Source organism: Streptomyces sp. NPDC004838 (assembly GCF_053600955.1).
Window position 1 is genome coordinate 226,848 of sequence record NZ_JBSGAW010000005.1, and the last position, 18,774, is coordinate 245,621.

The window sequence follows — 18,774 nt, forward strand, 5'->3', positions numbered from 1 at the left end:
CCAAGGCCCCGGCCTCTCGCGCGCCGCGCCGGCCCCCTGCGGATCGCCGCGCCGACGGAGCCGGTACGCCGCCTCGCCCTGCCTGCGTCACCCCGTCGCGGCGTACGGCGACCCCACGGCATCCGGCCGGGGGCACGGCGGTCAGCACGAACCGGTGTCGATCTCCGCCCACACGGTCTTCGCGCTCGGCGGGCACGGCCGGCTCCCCCACCGGTCCGCCAGCGCGCCGACCAGAAGCAGCCCACGGCCGGACTCCCCGTCGTCCGGGACCTCCTCCGGCGGTACGAGGGGCCGGTCGCCCCGAGCGTCGGTGACTTCCAGCCGGAGGGTGCGGGCGTCAGTGTCGTACGAGAGCCCGAGCCGGAAGCCGCGCTCCCGGACGCGGGCGTGGAGCGCGGCGTTGGCGGTCAGCTCGGCGACGACGACCTCGGCGCGGTCGATGACGGCGGCCGGAACGCCCCAGCGGCGCAGCTCCCCGACGGTGAGCTGCCGGGCCAGCCGCGCGCCCCGGCGGGTGGTGGGCAGACGCTGGGAGAACACACGTACGGTGAGCGGGTGTTGAGGTGCGGTGAAGTGCATGGCCGACACGATGACGGCGGCTCCGGGGCCTCCACCAGCGCCGAACCGTGTACGCGCGGCCCGCGTACGCGGCTGTTCGATGGACAGTACGCGAACGGCTCGATCACTCTGGGTGAGTTCCGCTCGGGGCGCGCGCCCCACGCAAGGACCCGGAGGTGTGGCGAATGACCATCGACGATACCGAGACGACGGTCGGCGACTGGGAACGGGAGCCCGACCCGTCGGACAGTCTGCGGACGTTCGGCGCGGTCGTCCAGGCGTTACGCGAACACGCGGGCCTGAGCCGCGCCGAGTTCGCGGTCGCGGTCCGCTTCTCCAAGCACACGGTGGCGTCGGTGGAACTGGGCCGCCGGATGCCGGACGAGGCGTTCGTGGAACGGGCGGAGGAGGTACTGGGGAACACGGGGGCGCTGCGGAAGGCGGCGCGGCATCTGACCAGGGGGGAGCCGGGGTTGGCGGCGTGGTTCCGGCGGTGGGCCAAGCTGGAGCGGGTGGCGGTGAGCCTGAGCACGTATGAGTGCAGGCTGGTGCCGGGGTTGTTGCAGTCGGAGGGGTACGCGCGAGCGGCGTTCGCAAACAGCGTGCCACCCCTGTCCGACGAACAGATGGAGGCACAGGTCGTTGCTCGCATGGAGCGCCAGGAACTCATCCGCTCAAGGCCCAACACCTCTTTCAGCTTCATCCTGGAGGAACACATCGTCCGCCGGAGTCTCGGGGGGCCCGGAGTCCTGCGCAGCCAACTTGATCAGATCCTGGAGCACACCGAGCTGCGCAATGTGACCGTGCAGATCATGCCGATCGACAGCTCGTGTCACGCTGGTCTCGATGGTCCGCTTGCTCTCCTGGACGCTCCGGACGGTCGGCGTTTGGCCTATTCCGAAGGGCAGAAGAACGGCCGTCTCATCGCTGACGTGGCACAGGCCACCGTGCTGCATCAGCGATATGCAACACTCCGCTCACAGGCCCTCGATCCCAACGCCTCCGTGGGTCTGCTGATGCGCCTCCGAGGAGACCTATGAGTGACACAACCGAGCCGACATGGTTCAAGTCCAGCTATAGCGGCACAGAGGGCGACAACTGCGTCGAGGTCGCCATCACCGAACAGGCGGCCCACATAAGAGACTCCAAGGACCTGGCACGCCCGCCCTTCGCCGTCGGGCGGAACGGCTGGTCCACGTTCGTTCAGTACGTCCGAGGCTGACCCCTCGGAACAGGCTCGCCCCGTACAACGAACCCCCAGGGGAACACAGCCGAGCCCGCAAACAAGCGCAGGCCCGGCTGTGGGTGAGGAGCGCACGATGAGCAGGAGAGCAGAACTCTCTTGGTTCAAGTCCAGCTACAGCGGTACTCAAGGCGACAACTGCGTTGAGGTCGCCGTCACCGAACAGGTCGTCTGCGTACGGGACTCCAAAGACGTGACACGTCCCCACTTCGCCGTCGGGCGGAACGGCTGGTCCGTGTTCGTTCAGTACGCCCGAAGCTGAGACTCCAGGCTCAGTCGTACAACCATGTGATTGAGCAGATCTTGGGCCCGCCCGCAAGGAGCGGGCCCAAGCCATTGGTAGGGAGTGCACGATAAGCAACCCACCGACACTCACCTGGTTCAAGTCCAGCTACAGCAGCGCCCAGGGCGACAGCTGCATCGAGATCGCCGCCACCGAGCAGGCCGTTCACGTCCGGGACTCCCAAGGACCTGACACATCCCCACTTCGCCGTCGGGCGGGACGGCTGGTCCACGTTCGTTCAGTACGTCCGAGACTGACCCCTCGAATCAGGCTCAACCCATCGCGGACGGCGCGATCGTCTCCGACGCGGTCGCGCACGTCCTGGGCTGGGTCCCGAGGCACCTCTTCGCGCCCGAGGCATCCCTGGAGAATGCCTACAGCACCTACAACTCGGTGGTCACCAAACGGGACGACGAAGGCACGGCCTTAAGTTCCGTATCCGCTCCGCAGATCCAGGTATTCATGCCGGAACAGGCCGAGATCCGGCCTGGGATGCGGGTCCTGGAGATCGGTTCGGGCGGTCTCAACGCCGCCTACCTCGCTGAGCTGGTCGGAGAGGCCGGCGAGGTCACCACGGCAGACTTTCACCGGCATGTTCCGCATCCACCCAGACACCGCCGCCGTCCCTCCGTACCATGATGCGAACGCGAGCGCGAAGACTGCTGCGGCCAGCCGCACTGCCCGCCTCCTCAACCCCTGTCAGGACGCGGACCGTACCCAGAACCCGAACGAGCTTCCGGCGATCCGTCCGGCACGTTAGCGCACCACCGTGACCACCACTCATCCCGCCTCGGAGGAATCATGCGCAAACCCGACACTTCCGTCCCCCACTCAGCACGTATCTGGAACTACTGGATGGGCGGCAAGGACAACTACGAAGTCGACCGCACGGCTGGAGACGCCTACCTCGCACTGGCCCCTCAAATCGCGACGATGGCCCGCGAGTCCCGCAAATATCTGATCCGTTCGGTCACTCACGTCACGCGCGACCTCGGTGTGCGCCAGTTCCTCGACATCGGCACGGGCCTCCCGACGTACGACAACACCCACCAGGTCGCCCAGCGGATCGCCCCGGACGCCAAAGTCGTCTACGTCGACAACGACCCGATCGTCCTGACACACGCCGCAGCCCTGCTCCCCGGCACCCCCGAGGGCATCACCACCTACATCAATGGGGACCTGCACGACCCGGAGACGATCCTGGACGCGGCGGGCAAGATCCTCGACTTCCGCGCCCCCGTCGCATTGATGCTCATGGGCATCCTCGGCCACATCCAGGACTTCGGTGAGGCACAGGCGATCGTCCGCCGCCTCCAGGCCGCTTTACCCTCGGGCAGTTACTTCGTGCACTACGACAGCGTCGGTGTCAACGACGACCTCACAAAGGCACAGGAAGGGTACGACGACACCGGCGCTGTCCCGTACGTCCTGCGCAGCCCTGAGCAGATCAGCACCTACTACGAGGGGCTCGAACTACTGGCCCCCGGGATCGTCTCGTGTCCCCTGTGGCGCCCTGACCCGGGCACCTCCCCGGAGCCGACGGACATCTACGGGGGCGTCGCCGGCAAACCGTAGCGCGCTTGCCGATTGTCGTGGACGCGGGTGCCGTGGCCTTCGTCTAGCCTCCCCGTTTCGCTTTGCGTGGCTGAGCTGGCCGGATAGCGGTGAAGTGGTGGTGTTGGTTGCTCGTGGCCGGGTGGGCCGGAGCGCCGCGAAGGCGTCTCCGGCCCCGCACAGCTCGTCGTGGGCTGCCCTCGGTTCTGCCCACCCGATCGGAGCGGGTAAGAAAGTCGGCGATGTCCTTCCGGCCTGGTCGGCGGGCTCACTCCAGAAGAGCCAAACTCAACCGGTGTCCCGGCGCACGCTGCGATGTGGAGAGCGTCGACTATTCCGCCCGGCGTGGGTCGCGTCGGACCAATCGGCGGGCCGGATTCACTCGAACACTCGGAGGCCCGTGGTTCCATTGGCATGTGCCACCGGCACCTGACCGATATCCCTACGCCCCCCGTACCCGGCAAACCGACCAGCCCTGTACATCCCGGAGCGTACGCGCACTACGCCGATCGGCTCCGGCAAAGCGGCACCGATACCAGAGTGACGATGACCGGTTGAGTGTGTTTCGCGAAACGCTTGCGGTAGCCATCTGCTCCTGTGCAGGATCTTCACGGTCGGAGCCCGGGCATTCCCCGGAACTCTGACTGACGCATCGTCACATGACGTGCGATTACCGGGTGGAGGGGTCCATCCGGCATACGGGGGCGGCCTGGCCGCAGCAGGGGGGATCGCGGGTGTCCGCGCAGAATCTACGCGTGTCCGAGAGAGCCGACGGCCTGGCGGCGCCGCAGCCGCAGCAGGCGGCACCGCCGCCGCTGGTCGTCGCCGGACCGGTGCTGCGCCGGGTCGACGACCAGGGGGTGACCGTCTTCGTCGTCACCCGCGAGCCACGGAAGGTCACCGTCGAGGTGATCCCCGGCTCCGGTCCGGCCGACGCGGAGCCGCTGTTCGCCGGGACGGCGGACACCGAAGCGCTCGGCGCGCACGCCCATGCCGTCGCCGTCACCGCGACCGTCGTGGCGGGCGGCGCGGCGCTCGAACCCGGTACCGCCTACCGCTACCGGGTCGGCTTCACGGTCAACGGTTCGAGCCGGCAGGACCTGATGGACGCCGGTGTCGCCGCCGCCACGCCGGAACTGGCCCGCGCGCTGTTCTGCTACCCGGCTCCCGGAGAACCGCAACTGCCCGGATTCGTCACCCCGCCCGCCACGGCGGACGGTCTGCGCGTGCTGCACGGCGGGGCGCGGCGGCCCCACGCCGACGGTCCGGACATGCTCGCCCACGCCGACACGGTCATCGCGCGCGCGGTGTCCGGCCCGGCCACCGGCCGTCGCCCGCATCTGCTCCTGCTGCACGGCGACCAGATCAGCGCCGCCGACGTCGCCGACACCACTCTGTCCATGGTCCGTTCGGCGGTCGCCGCCCTCGGCATCCGGGACGACGTACTGCCGGGAGGCGCCGCCCAGCAGCCCGGTGTCCTCGGGCCCGGCACCCGCGCGGCGCTGTGCGAGAGCGTCAAGCTCCCCACCCCCTCGCCCAACCATCTGCTCTCCTTCGCCGAGTACGCGGCGATGCAGCTGATGATGTGGACGGACACCCTCTGGCCCGCCGAGCCGCCCGCCGTCGAGACAGTGCGCCCCGACCCGGGCTGGGCCTCGTTCCCCGCCGCGCTGCGCGACAAGATCCTCAAGCGCAAGCCCTATCAACCGACGGCCGCCCAGAAGCCGCTGGCCGACCTCCTCGCCGCCTGGCGCGACCAGTCGGCGGCGCTGAAGTCCTTCCGGGCCGGACTGCCCGCCGTCCGCCGGGTCCTGGCGAACGTCCCGGTCCTCACCGGGCTCGGCGAGCACGACATCAGCCCCGGCTGGAACCGCGGTACGGCCGAGGCCACCGCCCTGCTCAGCGACGCCACCGGGCGGCGCGTGGTGCAGAACGCGCTCGCCGCCCACGCCGTGCTGCGCGCCTGGGGCAACACCCCGGAGCAGTTCTCCGGCGCGGCCTCGCCGGGCAGGCTGCTGCTGGACGCGCTCACCGGCTGGCTGAACTCCCCCGCACCCGGCGAGGACGCCCACAGCGCCGCCGTCGCCGCCCGCGCCGGTGTCCCCGACACCGCGCTCGCCCGGCCGTCGGGCGCGCTCGACTACCACTATCTGGTGACCGGCCGGGGCTGGCGGCTGCTGGTGCTCGACGTCGCCACCCGCCGCTCCCTCGCCGTGGTCGGCCAGGACCGCAGACCCGTCGGCGACAGCGCCCTCGACGCCATGCTGGACCTGCTGCCCGAGGCCCGCCCCGACACCCTCACCCTGGTGGCGTCGGCCGTGCCGCTGCACCGGGTGCGGCACACCGACGACCGTACGGAGGCCACCGACCAGACCGGGTCCTGGGCCGCCGACACCGCCGGGTACCACTACGCCCTCAACCGGCTGGCCACCCGCAAGGTGCCGCCGACCGGGACGGATCAGGTCCGCCGACGCCAACTCCTGGTACTGGCAGGCGGATCGGGCCACGCCTTCGCCGACACCGTGCAGCTCTCCGCCGAACGCGCCTACCGCACACCGGGCACCCCCCAGACACAGCCCGTGCTCGGCGAGGCCGTCATCGGCCATCTCGTCGCAGGCGCCCTGCGCGGCACCTCCGCCGCCGATCGGGCCCTGCACTCGGCGGGCTACTCCAACGCCGAAGGAGAGCGGGGCCGGCGCGGCTGGGCAGGCTGGGACGACCCGGCCCCGGCGGTCACCGCCGGGGTACAGCTCACGGCGGAGGGGCCGTCGATACCCTGGCAGGTCACCGGGCATCCGCAGGTGGGCGAGCTGAACGCGCTGCGCCGACTGTCCCGCCGACCCGAGTGGTACACCGAGGTCACCCCGGCGATCTCCGCACCCGGCGACAGCGAGGCCGCGCCCCGGCCCGGCACTCCGCTCCCGGTGGAGAGCGTGGTCGAGGACGCGAACGTGGTGGACGAGGACGGCTCCCCCGTCTTCGTCTCCCAGGTGACCGCCCAGACCTTCGTCGACTCCATCCTCAACCACCGCCGCTACCGCACCGCCTGGAACCCCGGCAGCCAGATCGTCGGCCGCGAGTCGCTGAGCGAGGTGTCCGTCACCTTCATTCCGGAACGCCAAGTCGCCGTCCAGGCGGTGCACTTCGCCATCGAGCAGACGACGGGCACCACCATCGCGCCGTACAGCGCCTTCCCCGTCGTCCTCGACAGGCGTCGGAGCCTGTACGTGCCCGGTCTGTACGCCTCGCTCGCGCTCCGGCGGGGCGACCGCGATCCGCACAACGGCGCCACCGGCGTCTACGCCGGTGTGAACACCGCGGCCGGCACCCATGTCCGCGATCTCCAGAACGATCTGGCCGAGCTTGGCTTCGCGATCGTCCGGGGCGATACGGCGGGCGTCTTCGGGCACCACACCGAGTGGGGCGTGCGCGAGTTCCAGACCTACGCGCAGGGCCGCACCGTCGCGTACGAGGCCGAGGTCTCCAGCCCGCCCGCCCGGTACGCCGCCAGGCTGGCCGCCGCCACCGTCGCCGACGACCAGTGGTACGCGGGACGGGTCAGCGGTGTCGTCAACGCCCAGACCCGGTGGGCCATCGGACTGTGGAAGCGGGAGCGGTGGCGCTGCCCGGTGGTGGTCGAGGCGTACATAGGCGGAACAGGAAGCGCGCACTCCAACAACCCGGCTCCGGGCATGGGCAACATCTGGCGGCACACCGAGCCGGGCGTGAACTCCCGGTCCATCTACGTCACCGACTTCACCGGACGCCACCCGGTTCCCGAGGCGCACCGGGTCGCCCAGCCCAGCGGCCTGCCCGCGGGCGTCTTCCGGACCCGGCTCGCCTACTGGATGGACTACCACCAGGTGTACAAAGGGACGGACGAGAACGGGCCCGGTGCCGCGGACGACGTCCCGTACAAAGTCGACGTGCAGTTCGACGGCGGCGGGGGAACCTCGGCCACGTCCAGCTGGCACCCGGACAGCGAGGTGCTGCCGGAGAGTCTGCTGCCTGCCCACGAGGGAGTCCACCCGACCCTGGCGGATCTGGTCACGGCGGCGACCGACGATCCCGACGACGGCCGGCTCTCCACCTTCAAGGTGGTCCGGGCCGTCTCCGACGTGGAGTCGATCGGCTACTTCGACGTGCTCAACTCCTATGACAGCGCGTTCCTCTCGGGGGGCCTGTTCCACTGGACGATGGGCCCCACGGCGGTGCCGGGCGAGAACTATCCAGTGGTCGCGGGCGCGCCCACACCCACGCCCAACGTAGGCGACACCTGGGCGGCCCGCCGGGGCGAGATGTGGGCCTTTCTGTCGCTCCTCAAGCTCCGCCACCCCGTCGCCTACCAAGAACACTTCGGGGTCACGGGGATCAATCCCCTTGAGGAGTGGAACGACAACGCCGTCTGGGACCGGATCGGACGGGTGTACGTCTCCAGCGCGCGTCAGGACACCGAGACGGGCGCGGTGCCCGTCCCCCGGACCGTCCTCGAGTACAACCGATTCCGCGGCTGGCACTGGTACTACCGCCTGGCCACGGCCTTCCGGACCGAGGACGCCATCCGGCGGGAGATGTGGGGCGCCACCCGCCAGCGGATCGCGGATGTGCTCAGCGTCCCCTGGTCCCCGACCGCCCAGGCACCCCAGATCAACAACGCCCACCTTCTGAACGTCACCGATCCCGACGGCACCACCAGACGCCCCACCATCGGGGAGGTGTTCACCTCCGAACGCGCCATCGGGCTGATCACGCGCTGGCACGTCAACCGGCCCGCCTTCATCGTCAAAGGCACCACCCAGGCGAACGTCGTGCATCCGAGCGCCGGTTCCAAGCTCCGCAGCGCGCTCCAGTGGGCACGTACCAACTGCGGTGCGAACGCCGACCTGTTGCAGCCCCTGGCCGACTGGGGCGACGCGGAGGAGGATTGGCTGGTTCGCGGAATGATGAACAACGTCCCCAACGATGACTTCGGCGTCACCGTGCAGTCCGTCTACGACTGGCCCGCGGAGAACGCGCCCAACCACTGGACCCTGCCGGTCAACACGGCGCTACCCGTCGCCGACCCGCCCACCGCCCCCGAACCGAGGCGCGAGTTCAGCGAACGCCAGCTGCGCACCGACCGGAACAGCTTCCGGTTCGACGCGACGGATCTGCCCTGGACGGGCATCCCGCACTGACGGGTACGGGCGCACCGGCCGGTCACTTGTGCCGGCGCGCCCGGCACACCGCCGCGTCAGCGCGCACCGACGGGACCGTCTCGTCGGCCGGCGGGCGCTCAGCCATCCGTTGCTCAGCCATCCGTTGCTCAGCCGTCTTTCGCCCGGCCGGCCCGCCGCCGCCTCGACCGGCCGTGGCTTCGGCCGGCACCGCACCCACCCATCCCTCCTCCCCCGCACCCTGCTCCCGGGGCCGTCGCCACCGGGACACACCTCCGACCTGCCGTCAGGACGATGCCGCCATGGGCGATACCCAGAACCAGGACCCCCGCCGGGAACTCCTCGGCAACCCGCTCCCGGACCCCCGCCACGACCGTGATCTCCTCGAACGCGTCTGGCGCGAGATCCAGTCACTCGTCCGCCCCCTGCTGGACGCCGCAGGCGATCCGGGCCGCCGCCACGCCCTCACCGAGGAGCTGGGCTGGGATCTCGCCGCCCTCGGCCAGCAGCTCGGGATCGGCGATCCGGCCCGGCTGGAGGAGCAGTTCGACACCTGGCTCGCCGCGCTCAGGACCGCGTACGCCGAACTGGACCGCCAGCTCGACGCCGGGCTCCCCGGCTCCCTCGAAGAGGTCAAGAAGCGGGCCGAGCAGGCCGGGAAGGCGGCAGGGGCGCTGAAGGCCCTGCCGCCCGTCTGGCAGGCGTCGGCCCCAGACCCGCAACTGCTGCCCGCGCTCGGCGAGGATCTGGCCTCCCATCTGGCGATCCGCTACCTCAGCACCCACACGCCCGCGCTCTACCACACGCTGGTCCTGCTGGGGCTGATCGAGCAGGCCGGGCCGCCGACCACCCGCGCACCGATGCCGGCGCCGCCGGAGGCCCCCGTACGGCTCGCGGTCTCCCGCGACCGGCTGCGGCCCGACCGGATCAGGCGGCTGCTCACCGAACCGGACGCCCTGCTGGGCGAGCTGTACCCGTGGCACCCCGACCTCACCAGCCAGGAGGCGGACGCCACCGCCGCCGCGCTGTTCCCCCGGATCGCCGCGCTGCTCACCGCCCTCGGGCTGGACGCGGGGTACGGCACCGTGCCGGGCACCGGCCCCGCGCAGAGTTCCACGAGCGCCGAGCTGACCTCCCGCATGCTGGGAATCTCCGGCGGGGTCGGACAGGGCTCCGACCGCGTCGAGTGGGGCGCCGGGATCGCGCTCTCGCCGAAGGACCGGGGCGGCCTCGGCGTCGTCGTACTCCCCTGGGGCGAGCTGGCCCTGTCGGCCGCCGCGAGCGGCTGGAACATCGGCATGGAACTGGCGGGCGGCACGGCCGGTTTCGCCTGGGGGCCCGGCGGCCTGGTCGTGGTGGACGGGCCGCCGGACGTACGGTTCGCGCTCACCGCCGAACGCCGGGGCGCGGCCGGCGAACCCGCCTGGACCTTCGGTGCGCCCACCGGCACCCGGATCGAACTCGGGCGGCTGTCGGCGAGGGCCTTCGCCGAGCTGGGCGGCGGCCAGAGCGACCGGGGTGACTGGGGCCTGTCGTTCGACGCTGCGGAGGGCGCGGTACGGATCGCGCCCGCCGGAGGCGACGGCGACTCCTTCCTCCGCCGCATCCTGCCCGATCAGGGGCTGGTGGTGCCGTTCGACCTCGGCCTCGCCTGGAGCCGCCGCACCGGGCTGACCTTCACCGGGCGCGCCGGTCTGGAGACCACCCTTCCGCTGGGGATCGCGCTCGGGCCGCTCACCCTGGAGCAGCTCCATCTGGCCCTGCGCGTCGGCACCCCCGACGCCGGGCCCGCCGATCCGGTCGCCACCGTCGAGGCGTCGGTCAGCGCGCGGCTCGCCCTCGGCCCGGTCCTCGCCTCGGTCGAACGCCTGGGCCTGAAGACCTCGGTGGCGTTCCCGCCCGGCGGCGGCAACGCCGGCCCGATGCATCTCACCACCGGTTTCAAACTGCCCAGCGGTATCGCGCTCTCCGTGGACAGCGATCTGGTCAGCGGCGGCGGCTATCTCTCCATCGACGAGGAACGCGGCAGCTACGCCGGAGCCGCCCAGCTGAGCGTCATGAACTACCAGTTGTCCGCCGTCGGCCTGCTCAACACCCGCCAGGCCGACGGCCGTCCGCTGCGCGACAAGTCGGGCCGGGACATCTTCTCCCTGCTGGTCATCGCCACCGGCATCGCGCCCGCTCCGCCCAGCCCCGGCTTCGCCCTGGAGGGCCTGGGGGTCCTGGTCGGACTGCACCGGGCGGCCGACGCGGACGCGCTGCGCGCGGGCGTACGGACCAAGGCGCTGGACGCCGTGCTGTTCCCCGCCGACCCGGTCGCCAACGGCCCGCAGATCGTCTCCTCGCTCTCCCAACTGTTCCCGGTCGCCCCCGACCGCTACCTCCTCGGGCTGATGGCCCGGATCACCTGGGGGCCGCGTACGCCCGACCGCTCGAACCCGTCCGCGCCCGCGAAGGCGCTGGCCGTCGCCGACCTCGCGCTGTTCGTGGAACTGCCCGCGCCGGTACGGATCGGGCTGCTGGCGCGGGTCACCATCACGCTGCCCGCGCCCGTCGCCCCGGTGGTGGTACTGCGGATGGACGCGGTCGGCCTGGTCGACCTGGGGCGCAAGGAGGCATCACTCGACGCCAGTCTGGTGGAGTCGCATGTGGCGGGCTTCCCGGTGACGGGCGATATGGCGCTGCGCGCCTCCTGGGGCGCGAAACGGGAGTTCACGCTCTCCATCGGCGGGTTCCACCCGCGTTTCACCGGCCGGCCCAAGAACTTCCCCGACCTCCGGCGGGTCGCGATCTCGCTCGCCAAGGGCGACAACCCGCGAGTGAGGGTCGAGGGCTATCTCGCGGTCACCTCCAACACCGTGCAGCACGGCGCGCTGGTCGATGTGAAGGTCGAGAAGGCCGGTTTCACGGTGCTGGGGCGGCTCGGCTACGACGCGCTGATCCAGTTCTCCCCGTTCGGTTTCATCGTGGACATCCATGCTTCGGCGTCGGTCAAACGCGGTTCCCGGACGATCCTCGCCATCGATCTCGCCCTCCAGCTGTCCGGGCCGAGCCCCTGGCACGCCAAGGGCCATGCCCGGATCAAGCTGTGGTTCATCTCGGTCTCGGTCGGCTTCGAGATCACGGCCGGGCGCTCCGGTCCCAAGGTGCTGCCCAAGACGGTCGACCCGACGGAGGCGGTGCTCACGGCGCTCGCCGATCCGGCGGCCTGGTCGACCGTGCCGCCCGCCGGGCAGAGCGTGGTGTCCCTGCGGGAGACATCGCCCGCGCCCGGCGAGGTGCTGGCCCATCCGCTCGGCGGTCTGACGGTCGCTCAGCAGGTGCTGCCGCTGGGGCAGGCGATACGCCGGATCGGCACCGATCCGCTGGCCGCGCCCACCTCGTACGACATCGCGGGGGCGGTCTACGGCGAGGGCCCGGACCGGACCGACGCCGTCCTGGGCGCTCCGGTCAAGGACTGGTTCGCGCCCGCGCAGTACAAGGACCTGGCCGACGCGGCGAAGCTGAGCAGCGCGTCGTTCGAGCGGTTGCGGTCGGGCATCGGCATCGAGGCCGGGAAGCTGCGGGCCGGGACGGGCAAGGGTCCGGGGCCGGACGGCGGCACGGAGCGGGGGGCGTACGTGACCCTCGGGTACGAGCCGGTCATCGTGGACGGGCCGGGGGCGGTGGCAGCGGCAGGCGCGGAGGCCGACGGCGACGCCAGGTCCAACGGCTTCGCGCACTCCGGGGCCGAGTCCATCCAGCCGGAGTCCCGCGCAGCCGAACCCCTCGCGTCGGAATCGCTCGCGCCCCAACCCCTCGCACCCGAACCCCTCGCACCGGAATCGCTGTTCGCGCTGGCCGGTTTCGGGCCCGCGGCCCGCGCCCGGACGGGCTCGCGGTTCCGGCCGAGGGCGGCCGGAGTCACGGTGGGCGATCACACCTGGCGGGTCGGCGCGGCGGGATCGGACGACCGGCTGGACGGTACGGCCGTACGGACCGCGACGGAACGGTACGCGGCCGACCCGGCCGGTGCAGAGGGCTCGGAAGGCACGACCGGCCGCCCCGGCACGGCCGACACCTACACAGAGGCATGGGACATGGCGACAGCGCTGCACGAGACCCGACCGGCGGCCGGGCCGACCGAGGTCCGGGCACCCGGCCGGGCCCCGCGCGTCGCGGCGGTCACCGTGCCGTCGGCCGCTCCGGTCTCCCTGGCGGGAGCAGCGCGATGAGCGACACCACCGGCACGACCGAGGGAAACGCGGCGACCGGCCGGGACACCGATACCGATGGAGGCCCGGCGAGCGCCGGGACCACGAACACCGGCGAGAGCAGGGCGACGGACCGGAACATGACGACAGATCAGAGCAGCACGACAGACCGGAGCGGCACGGCGGACGAGAGCGGGACGCCGGACGAGAACCTCGCCTCGGACGCGAACCCGGCGACCGGTCGGAGCAGTTCGGCCAGTCCGACCAGTTCGACCAGTTCGGTCGGCCCGATCAGTTCGGTCGGCCCGATCAGTTCAAACAGTTCGACCAGTCCGGCCGGTGACACCGCCGTCGGCGGCCTCCGCTTCCTCCCGTGGGTCCGGGACGGACTGGCGGGCGGCCTGTCCGAGACGGACGACGGCAGCGGTCCGGCCCGCGCTCGCGCCGGGGTCAAGGTCGGCCTCACCGTAGCCCGCAGCGTCGACGGCGCCGCCGCGGTCCCGCTCGCCGTGGACCCGGTCACCGTGACGCTCCTCGGGCCCGGTGACGTCACCGGCTTGGACGCCGCCCAGATCATCCGTACCTTCCCGGAGCCCGGGACCGAGGGCGTCGAGACCACCGGCTTCGCCTCCGTCGAGTTCGACCGGCCCGATCTGCCGTGGATGTTCTCGCCCGGCGGACCGGACCCTCAAGGCCGGCTGCGACCCTGGCTGGTCCTGGTGGTCGTGGCCGAGGAGCTGGCGACCTTCGCGCCCCCGGCGGCGGAGGGCGCACTGCCGTCGCTGACCTGCCCGGTCGATTCGCTGCCCAAGCTGGAGCGTTCCTGGGACTGGGCCCACGCCCAGCTCGTCACCGCCGAGAACGCGGACCCGCTCGACGTGCTCCGCGGCTCGTCCGACCTCTCGCTGTCACGGATCATCTGCCCGACCCGGCTGGCGATCACCACCCGGTACGTCGCCGCTCTCGTTCCCGCGTACGAAGTCGGGGTGCTGGCCGGTCTGGGGCTGTCGCTCGGCGACAGCGCCACCGGGCCGCTCGGCCCCGCCTGGCAGGGCACGGCGGGCAGGATCACCCTGCCCGTCTACCACTCTTGGCGTTTCGGCACGGGGCTGGGCGGTGACTTCGAGCATCTGGCACGGAAGTTGCGCGCCCGCACGTTCCCTCAAGCCGGGGCCCGGCCGATGGACCTCTCACGGGCGGGGGTTCTGCCGCTCACTCCGGGAACCCCCGAAGCCACCGTCTGGCTCGGCAGCGCCCTGCGCGCACCGGGGCCGCGTCCGGTCTGGCCCGCGGCCGACGCCTGGCGCGCGGCCATGCGGGGTAGGTTCTCGACCGCCGCCGACCGGCTGCCGCCGCCCCTGTACGGCGGTGCGTACACGGCCACTCCGGGCCAGGGCACGCTGCCCCCGGACGGGACCGGGCCGAGCTGGCTGACCGCCGTCAATCTGGAGCCGCAGCACCGGGCGGTTGCGGCGCTCGGGGCCCGGATCGTCCAGAACCACCAGGAGGATCTGGTGGCGGCGGTACAGGAGCAGGCGGCCGCCCTGCGCGAGGCCAACGGCCTGCTGGGCCTCGCGAGGCTGGCACGGGGTGCGGGCTCCGCCCTGCACTCCCGCCGCATCGCCGGGCCGACGACCAGCGGTGTGGCCCCGGCTCAGGGGGCGGCTGCCGCCCCGGACACCACCGCGCTCGCCGCCTCCGGCACCACCCGCGCCTTCAGGGACGCCGAACTGCTCGCCCTCACCCGGCCCGTACACGACCTGATCGACGCCCCCCAGGGAATCGCGACCCGCCAAGAAGCCACCGCGAAACCGGAAGCCACCGCACCACACGACGCCGCCGCACCGCAGAAAGCCACCGCACCACAGGACACTGCCGTACCGCAGGAAGCCACCGCACCGCAGGACACTGCCGCGCCCCAGGCAACCCCACCCCCACGGCTCGCCGCCATGGCCGCCCGCAGCCTCGCCGACATGGTCGACGGCAACCCGGGCGTCGCCGCCGCCACCACGACCGCCTTCCGCCGTACGACCCGCTCCACGCCCCGCTCGGACGGCCCCGGCGCGCCCCCGGCCGACGCGGGCGCGGCCGTCACCGCGCTGGCGACCGGCGCGACCGCGCCCGTACCGCCGGCCCAGCTCCCCACCGGTGCCGTGGCGGACTCGGTGCTGCGGGACGCCGCCGGAAACCCGCTGCCGCTGGAGCGGCTCAGCGCCGCCTTCATCGGCTCCGCCGACCCCTGGTGGCTGACCCCACCGCCCCTGCCGTACATCCCGGTGAGTCTCTGGGCACGCCAGCCCACCTCGACGCCGGTCGTCACCGACAACCGCATGTTCGTGCTGGTCGGCTCCGACGACAGCTGGGGCACCAGCGGCTATCTGTACGAACTCGCGCCGCTGGGCCCGGACGGCGCGCTGGTCTGGCGCGCCCACACCGTCCCCGAGAGCTACGGCACCCCCTCCTTCGAGGGTGATCTGGCGGTCGTCCCCGGTCAGCGCCGGGTGTTCGGCATCAGGGTGAGCGGTCTGGGCTCGGGTGTGGTGACCGAGCGGCGCTGGGACGGCGACCGCTGGATCTGGGTGGACCATCCGATGCCGGGCGGTCAGAGCCCGAGGTACTACACCTCGCCGGCGATCGCCGGCGACTCCCTGTGGGTCAACACGGCGTCGATGGGCCTGGCCCAGCTGAACCTGACCACCGGCCAGTGGACCGACCACGGCAGTCCCGGCTCCTTCCTGCTCGACCTGTCCGGCACTCCGGCTCCCCTGGCGAACGGACGCCAGACCTATGTCCTGACCCGCTTCGGCACTCTCCACGAACGCCGGATCGAGGCGAACGGCACAGCGCAGTGGCTCTCCGTGCCCATGCCGTCCGCGACGTTCCAATCCATCGTGCCCGTCGGCTCGACCGGAGTCCGGGCGCTGTCGAACGACGGGGCCCTGTGGGAGTACCGCCCGGGGCAGAACCCCGCCTGGCGTTTCTATCCCATGCCCTTCGGCGCCATCACCGCGATCGCGCCTCCGGCCGGTGAGTACCAGCAGGTCACCCTCTCGGACGGGACCTGGGCGCAGGGCCTCGACTTCCACGGATCACCGTGGTGGAAGCGGTACGGATGGTCCGGTCATCCGGCCGCGTCCGGGCACTCGCCCGCGCAGGACCTCGCCGACCCGGGCCGCGCGTTCACGGTCACCGCGGACCAGCGGGTGGCCCGTGTGACGTACACCGGCGCGGGTGCCACCGGCGTGGAGGACTTCGGCACCCCGGCCGACCCCGGCGGCCAGGGCAACTGGACCGACCCGGCGTTCAGCGACCGGCGCCGCTTCGCGCCCAAGGTGGGTCTCTTCAGCTCGGTGCTGGTCTCCCACCTCGACTACAACCCGCCGCCGGGCACGACCGCCATCCGCTCCCGCGTCGGCGCCGACCTCAGCCCCGACGCGACTCCCCGGAGTGGCTGGACCCCGGACCGTACGATCGTCCCGAGCGTCGCGCCCTCGTCGCGGGAGTCGCTGCTCGCCACCGCGACCGCCGATCTCACCGGGAGCGGCCGGCCGGACCTGGTGGCGCTGACCCGCCTCGACACCGGGATGGGGCACGCTCTCATGTACCGGGTCGGGACCGACCTCGCCCCGGACGGCACGGTCACCGGCGAATGGGAGCCTCCCCGCACCCTGCCGGAGGGAATGAGCAAGGTCCACGCGGTCGACATCGCGCTGGCCGACCTCGACGGCGACGGCCGCCCGGAACTGGTGGTCGCCTATGTCACCGGCGAGGCGAACAACCCCCGCCTCGCGTACCGGATCGGCTGGCGGCTGGACGCGAAGGGACGGGCCACCGGCGGCTGGAGCCTGACCCACAGCCTGCCCCAGCCAGCCGGCCCGGTCTACCAGATCGGTATCGACATCGCCGATGTCACCGGCGAGGACACCCCCGATCTGGTGCTGGTCACCGCCGAGTCCGGCACGCCTCGGGACCGGATCACCCACCGGATCGGACGCTCCGTCAACCGGCGCGGTCTGGTCGTCGGCGGCTGGACCGATCCCGTCCCGTTCGGCGGTGCGCCCGCCGACGGGACACGGCTCTCCGGGCTCTCCCTCGCGGCCGCCGACCTCAGCGGCAACGGCCGGCCCGATCTGATGATCCTGCGTACCACCGTCGCGGCCCCGGTCCACCAGGCGGCGCTGTCCGTGGCGATCGATCTGGACGCCGCAGGCGTGCCCGCGAGCTGGCGCGGTGACATGGCCCTTCCGGGCGGTCTTTCGGCGCGGGTGTCCGGGGCGTCGGTGACCGTCGCCGACCTCGATCCGGCTCTGAGCAAGCGCCGCGCGGACATGGGCACCCGGTTCATCGAGGCGGCGATCCGGCACCAGACGGTGGTGGCCGCCAGCCAGGCGCTGACCCGACAGCCACCGCCGCCCCGGGTGCCGGTGTCCGACGCGGCGGCGGTGCTGCGCACGGCGCTGAATCCGCTGGCCACCGTTCCCGAACGGGCGCTGGCCCGGATCGAGGTGGACGGCACGCCCCTGTCCGAGGTGGTCCCCGCGGGCGTCGATCCGCTGCGCCCTCTGGTGACGGGCGTCGCGTTCCCCGAGCCCACCTACGAGCTGCTGCGCGAGCTGTCACCCGATCATCTGCTGGGCGGGGCACAGGACATCCCGGCCGAGACGGTGACCCTGCTGGAGACCGATCCCGCCTTCGTCGAGGCGTATCTGCTCGGCCTCAACTCCGAACTGGGCCGGGAACTGCTGTGGCGGGAGGTGCCGGTGGATCTGTCCACCACCTTCTTCCGGCAGTTCTGGGACGTACGCGGCGGCGCGCCGGACGGCTCCCGTCCGCCGGGCGCGCCGGTCGCCGACATCCCGCCGATCGCGCGGTGGGGCGGCGGCGCGCTGGGCAGCCATGCCACGGGCGTGGGCGGGCCCGGAGAGGGCGCGCTCGTCCTGGTGGTACGGGGCGAACTGCTGCGCCGCTACCCGAACGCGGCGGTCACCGCCCGGCGCGCGTCCTGGACCGGGCAGCCGGGCGGGGCCCGTACGGTCACGGCGGGAGCGGAGCAGCTGCTGCCGCTGTTCTCGGCCCGGTTCGACCCGGACATCCAGGTGTTCTGCTTCCCGCTGACCCGGGCGGCGGCGATCGGCGGCGGTGACGATCCGGGCTGGTTCTTCTCCTTCTGGGAGCAGCCGACGGCGCTGCGGTTCGGGGTGGACGAGGGGGAGCCGGAGCCGGCCGACCCGTACAACTCGGCGCATCTGGCGGCGGCGCTGGTGCAGCGGCCGGTGTTCGTGGCGATCCACGCCGACGACATGCTGGCGGCGGTACCGGCCGCCGGCGTGGGCGCGGATCCCGGTACGCCCGTCGGCCCCGGCCTGAACCGGGAGCCGGAGCCCGCCCCGGCACCCGGCCCTCACCCCGATCCGGCTCCTGCCCCCGATCCCCAGCCTGCTCCGGCCTCCGGCCCCGGCCCGGACGACCCGCTTCCGTCCCCCGGCGTCCCATGGCCCACCGAACCGCGCCCGCACGACCCGTCCGCGAACGACCCGGAGGACCCGCAGTCATGACACTTCCCGTGTCAGCCCCACACCGTCTGTACGAGCGTCGGCGGGGCGGCGAGACCGCGCGGCCCGACGGCTGCGGGACGTCCCGGCGAACCGACTCCACAGCATCCCGGCCTACCGGCCACACCACACCCCGGCGAACCGCCGACCGCGACACACCCCCGCGAACCCACTCCACCACACCCCCGCCGACCAGCCACACCACACCCCGGCGAACCGCCGACCACCACACGCC

General features: G+C 72.3%; 8 protein-coding genes and 1 pseudogene. 8 read left to right on the forward strand and 1 reads right to left on the reverse strand.

The features are described from left to right. Window positions 1-141 precede the first annotated feature (141 nt). On the reverse strand, window positions 142-579 hold the full coding sequence (locus ACWEFL_RS08525; RefSeq protein WP_451709321.1) for an ATP-binding protein: 438 nt from the start codon (window positions 577-579) through the stop codon (window positions 142-144). A 164-nt stretch (window positions 580-743) separates the two neighbouring features. Between ACWEFL_RS08525 and ACWEFL_RS08530 the strand changes: the two genes are divergently transcribed. The 8 genes and pseudogenes from ACWEFL_RS08530 to ACWEFL_RS08565 all read left to right on the forward strand — a co-directional run bounded on the left by ACWEFL_RS08530 (window position 744) and on the right by ACWEFL_RS08565 (window position 18,542). After that, complete coding sequence (locus ACWEFL_RS08530; RefSeq protein WP_451709323.1) at window positions 744-1,598, forward strand: helix-turn-helix domain-containing protein; 855 nt, start codon at window positions 744-746, stop codon at window positions 1,596-1,598. Next, entirely contained in the window at window positions 1,595-1,780 is a 186-nt protein-coding gene (locus ACWEFL_RS08535; RefSeq protein WP_451709326.1) for a DUF397 domain-containing protein, read from the forward strand. Before ACWEFL_RS08530 ends, ACWEFL_RS08535 begins: the two co-directional genes overlap by 4 nt. 97 nt (window positions 1,781-1,877) lie before the next feature. Beyond that, window positions 1,878-2,063, forward strand: a complete 186-nt coding sequence (locus ACWEFL_RS08540; protein WP_451709328.1) for a DUF397 domain-containing protein — start codon at window positions 1,878-1,880, stop codon at window positions 2,061-2,063. A 300-nt stretch (window positions 2,064-2,363) separates the two neighbouring features. Next, window positions 2,364-2,666: pseudogene (locus tag ACWEFL_RS08545) on the forward strand (methyltransferase, FxLD system); the annotation flags it as partial. 219 nt (window positions 2,667-2,885) lie between these two features. Next, window positions 2,886-3,659: an SAM-dependent methyltransferase gene (locus tag ACWEFL_RS08550; RefSeq protein WP_451709331.1), complete on the forward strand. Its 774-nt coding sequence runs from the start codon at window positions 2,886-2,888 to the stop codon at window positions 3,657-3,659. 734 nt (window positions 3,660-4,393) lie between these two features. Then, entirely contained in the window at window positions 4,394-8,815 is a 4,422-nt protein-coding gene (locus ACWEFL_RS08555) for a peptidoglycan-binding protein (RefSeq protein WP_451709334.1), read from the forward strand. 281 nt (window positions 8,816-9,096) lie between these two features. After that, on the forward strand, window positions 9,097-13,008 hold the full coding sequence (locus tag ACWEFL_RS08560) for a DUF6603 domain-containing protein (protein ID WP_451709337.1): 3,912 nt from the start codon (window positions 9,097-9,099) through the stop codon (window positions 13,006-13,008). Beyond that, the gene (locus tag ACWEFL_RS08565; protein ID WP_451709339.1) at window positions 13,005-18,542 is read left to right on the forward strand and encodes a hypothetical protein; all 5,538 of its coding nucleotides are present in this window, start codon (window positions 13,005-13,007) and stop codon (window positions 18,540-18,542) included. Before ACWEFL_RS08560 ends, ACWEFL_RS08565 begins: the two co-directional genes overlap by 4 nt. Window positions 18,543-18,774 lie beyond the last annotated feature (232 nt).

Excerpts from the sequence above, each read along its gene's own strand:
- ACWEFL_RS08525 (WP_451709321.1), bottom strand. The coding sequence starts at position 579 with ATGCACTTCACCGCACCTCAACACCCGCTCACCGTACGTGTGTTCTCC.
- ACWEFL_RS08530 (WP_451709323.1), top strand. The coding sequence starts at position 744 with ATGACCATCGACGATACCGAGACGACGGTCGGCGACTGGGAACGGGAG.
- ACWEFL_RS08535 (WP_451709326.1), top strand. The coding sequence starts at position 1,595 with ATGAGTGACACAACCGAGCCGACATGGTTCAAGTCCAGCTATAGCGGC.
- ACWEFL_RS08540 (WP_451709328.1), top strand. The coding sequence starts at position 1,878 with ATGAGCAGGAGAGCAGAACTCTCTTGGTTCAAGTCCAGCTACAGCGGT.
- ACWEFL_RS08550 (WP_451709331.1), top strand. The coding sequence starts at position 2,886 with ATGCGCAAACCCGACACTTCCGTCCCCCACTCAGCACGTATCTGGAAC.
- ACWEFL_RS08560 (WP_451709337.1), top strand. The coding sequence starts at position 9,097 with ATGGGCGATACCCAGAACCAGGACCCCCGCCGGGAACTCCTCGGCAAC.
- ACWEFL_RS08565 (WP_451709339.1), top strand. The coding sequence starts at position 13,005 with ATGAGCGACACCACCGGCACGACCGAGGGAAACGCGGCGACCGGCCGG.